At 43.6% G+C, this 4,336-nt stretch carries 2 protein-coding genes; both read right to left on the reverse strand.

Annotated features, from left to right (window positions below; genetic code table 11):
* Window positions 1-512 precede the first annotated feature (512 nt).
* On the reverse strand, window positions 513-1,265 hold the full coding sequence (locus AC6ROY_RS25190) for a hypothetical protein (protein ID WP_500103309.1): 753 nt from the start codon (window positions 1,263-1,265) through the stop codon (window positions 513-515).
* Window positions 1,266-1,279: 14 nt separating this feature from the next.
* Window positions 1,280-4,258, reverse strand: coding sequence for an RHS repeat-associated core domain-containing protein (locus AC6ROY_RS25195; protein WP_500103310.1), 2,979 nt, complete (start codon window positions 4,256-4,258; stop codon window positions 1,280-1,282).
* Window positions 4,259-4,336: the final 78 nt, after the last annotated feature.

Below are 4,336 nucleotides of genomic sequence, written 5' to 3' on the forward strand. Positions count from 1 at the left end.
AGTGGATCGCCGGTTTGCCCAGCTACATCAAGGCTTATTTGCCGATTTCAAGCTGCGAAAGTTGAGTTAATTACAAGCTACATATACAATATCGCTGCTAAAGGGTATTTTATTGCAAGTTACTTTATCTTTTTTTTGCTTTGAAAAATAACGTAAGTCCAACTCAATAAAATGGGAAAAATACAGCGATGGAACCTAGCAATTGGTTAGGAATGGATTCGTTCAGTCTTTAACTATTTGGGTATACTGTAGGAACAATATGATTCATTTTGTTTGGGGAATTTTTGGTACGGAGCTTACGAGGGTCACGATTATTATTGGGTTAATGAGTCATTTATTCGATAATGGGGGGCCTTCATTTTGAGAAAGCCCGCCCAAAGCCGCTGGAAAAAGAACACCACAACGCGAGGGTTAGTCAGGTTGTGGTTTCAACTTTGTCTATTTCTAGAGAAGTTACTGGCTCTATACATTACAAGCCCGTAGTTCACACAGCTAATTGATATACTAAATGTTTAAACCGTGGCAAAAAGCTTGTACTGAGCAAACATATATTTAAGGCTGTATTCTTTTCTACTGGGATTTCCCCAAAACTTTGAAACTGTGGACAAGGGAAAAAACTTCAAATGAGGTTTATTCCCTAAGTTGAAAACCATCGCTTTTTGCCTTCTTTCTTCCCATGCCCACTCACCTTGGAGGTTGTTGATCATTTTTTCTCCTAAAAAAGCAGACACCCTTACAATAAAATCCCAGTCCACAGAGACTTCATCTTTGCGTTTTAATATTAACTCCTCCAATAAATCAAGCGAATGTGGGTTAACGAAATCTATTTCATATTCCTTCATTAAACTTAATATACAATCTTGATACGTATCAATCAGTTGTTTTTCATGTGACTTCTGAGGCAATAAATCAGGTACGGATATAACTTCCAAATAGCCTATTCCCTTGACCAAAAACAATTTTTTCATGTCTATTAGTGCAGAATGAAGACTTTTTTCATCTTCAAATCTCCAATACTCCTGTATTTCAGAACTAGTGGAATCTACAAAAAAACTACTGTATACAATATCATCTGTATTTAACGATGTTGACAGTTCAAACCTCACTTCGGAAGAATCCATTGGGTTTTTTGAAAAGGTTACATACTGGTTTACTCCATTTACATTTCTCACAAATCTCCAGGCCAAATGATGTGGTTTCACGTCATATTTAAAACCATTTTCATTGAAAGTATCTTTAAAGACATTAATGATCATATTTTTCATCTACTTCATCTCCTTCATGGTAAGACGATTCTAGGCAGCGGCACCCTGCTTCCTGGAACTTTGCTACCAGTTTTTCCTCTAAATAAGTTATCTAAGTAGGCTGGATCATTTATATGAGGCACATAAATATCTGAGGCAGGTTCCCCAGCAGTAACAGTAACCTGATCTGGACTTGCTTCCTCTGTTTTCGGTTTTTTTCTTTCAGCATAGTATATCATTCCAGGATCAGTTTCATAAGTATATAAAATGATTTCTTTTTCTTTACTATAAGGGTGGTTTAAAATAACTCTGTCCGGATTCCATGTTGATCCGTGTTCAGCAGATTCGGGCTTTTCTTTATTAAAACCATCAATGTAACCTTGAAGCTGAAACTTACCCGCAAAATTACTTGGATTACCGGGCTTATATGTGATTGGCTTCGCTTCATAAACCTCTTTAGTCTCTCCTACTTTTAATACCATATCAGCAAATCCATATCTAAGTCCTTTATAATTAGGAACATATACATCTATACTGGCAGCCATCCCAAATTGCTGTTGAAATTTTTGTTGGATAATTTTATGTGTAGCTGTCCCAAAAGCCGTACTCCCAAAAACAGGTTCTCCCTCATGTCCTGTCGGGTCAACAAACATCAGGGGATTATTATTCACGTAGGTATACAAATTCAACGTCAGCGGATTGTTTATATCCCCTTCATACGTATCCTCATTAATAAACCGCCCCATACCCGGGTCATACCACCGCGCCCGCAAATACTGCAGTCCCGTGCTGCTATCCCAGAATTCGCCGCTATACCGAAATGGTTGACTGACCGTTTCCTGCGTCGTTAATGGATTACCCCAAATATCATACGTGTACGTATTGAGCGGACTCCCGTTCTCATCCGTTAACCCCACTACATCGCCATGTCCATTATGCAAATAGTACGNCGTTAATGGATTACCCCAAATATCATACGTGTACGTATTGAGCGGACTCCCGTTCTCATCCGTTAACCCCACTACATCGCCATGTCCATTATGCAAATAGTACGCCTTATTCCCATTGGCGTCTACCCGGGCTACTAATCCTTTCCCCCACACATAACTGGCTTTGGCCGACACCGTTCCATTGGTCACGGTCCCTTCTGCGGCCAGATTCATACCGTCATAATAATAACGGGTTGTTGCTCCGTTTTCCGTCCGCTCATACAATAACCCGTCTCCTGTATACCGGTACGTCACCTGTTTTCCATTGTCCAGTGTCACGGCCGTCAGTCGATTCCGGTCATCGTAGGTGAAGCTGCTCCCATTTAAATTTGCCGGTGCATTCGATTGCAAGGTTCGCCGATTTCCCCGACTATCGTACGTATACGTTTCATTGTTCTGGCTCGACGTCAAAATTCGATCAAGTTTATCATAGCTAAAGCTGAACGGGGCTCCGTTATCCTTTTTGCTTTGGATATTCCGGTTCAGATCATACGTATACTCAAAACTATTCGCTGTTTGATTGGCTTTCTTGTGCTGAATGCTTGTGACGTTTCCACGCTCATAGCCATACGTTTTGACGATCCCATTACGCAGGGTGCTCTTCTCCAGCAGATTATTCTTCAAGTAACTGTCATACGTTTCCTCCCAATCGTTAAGCTTCGGTCCTACCCCTTGCAGACGATTTTCCGCATCGTACCCATAGCTGCTGACCGTCTTGAACGGACCTGTCACGCTCTCTAGCTGTCCCAGCTTGCCCGTGTACGTATACGAAATCTCCTTGTCGTCCGGAAAGATTTTTTTACTCAACAACCCTGTGACGGTATCGTACGCAAAGGTGGTATCTCCGATTTTGTCCGACATCGACGTTTTGCGACCCGCTAAATCATACGTAAATTTAATTTCTTCTTGCGGTGTTTGTTGAGTAAGCAACCGATTGAGCTTGTCATACGTATAGGTCGTCTTGATCCCATTTCTGTTCGTATGTTTAATTAATTGATGGTTGTCGTCATAGTCGAACAACTCCTCGGCGCCTTGGGCATCTGTCTTCTTCATCAGTCTGCCCAGATTGTCGTACCCTTTTTGAACGCTGTTGCCGTCCGCGTAGGTCACCTTGGTCAGTTGCCCTGCCAAGCTATACGTATAGGCGGTTGTGAAGGTTTTGCCTTGGTCTTTGGCAACCGGGTCCAGCACCTGGCTGAGTCTGCCCAATACGTCATACGTATAGGCCGTCCATTGGCCCTTCCCATCCGCTGCTGCCACAACCTGACCAGCCTGGTTATACGTCAACTGCTCCAGCGGCTGATAGGCGTTTGTGCCTTTCACCTGGTATTCTTTTTTCACAGGTCGCTTTTCCGAATCGAAGGTTGTCCTGATTTTATTTTCTTCTCCGTCGGTTACGATTTCAGTGTTCGCGATATCGTCGTACTCGGTGGTTACTTTGGAGTTTACGGCTCCCTTGGTTTCCAAGAGCCTGCCCCATCCGTCATACGTGTAGGTCGTCTTGTGCTTCAGCTCATCACTGGCCTCAAGCAACCGTCCGTAGCTGTCATACGCATAGGAAAGCGTCCCTCGAGCCTCGCTTCCCTCAGGCGCAACGATGCCTTCGGACAGCTTCCAGCCCAGCGGGTCCCATGCCGTGCGGTACCTCACATTCGTTTCATCCGTATGAGTTAATGTATTAGCGGTGTCGTCATAGGCCCACTTCTGACTGCTGCTGTTCGGGAAGCTCGCTTCGGTTAAGCGGCCTAATACATCATACGTGTAGGCGGTTTGATAGCCATTTCCATCCGTTTGACGTGTGACCCGTCCGGTACTCGTCTCATAGTCGGCTGACTGGCTCCATTCGCTTTCCTTGTTGTCCGCATCATAAACCTTGACCTTCCGTTTGGTTAAGAAGCCTGAATGATACGGCGCATCCTGCTTGTATTCATTGGTAATGACCGTTGTCTTGTCATTGTCGTCATACAGGGTCGTCGTAAGCAGGTTGCCGTGCGTATCATACGTATAGCTGACTTTGGACTTGATCGCTCCCTCCCACTATAAAGTAATGTTTTCTCCTGTTTTCTCGTGTATACTCAACATTTCAACTTTGACAGCTTGAGC

The organism is Paenibacillus sp. sg306046, assembly GCF_059821225.1.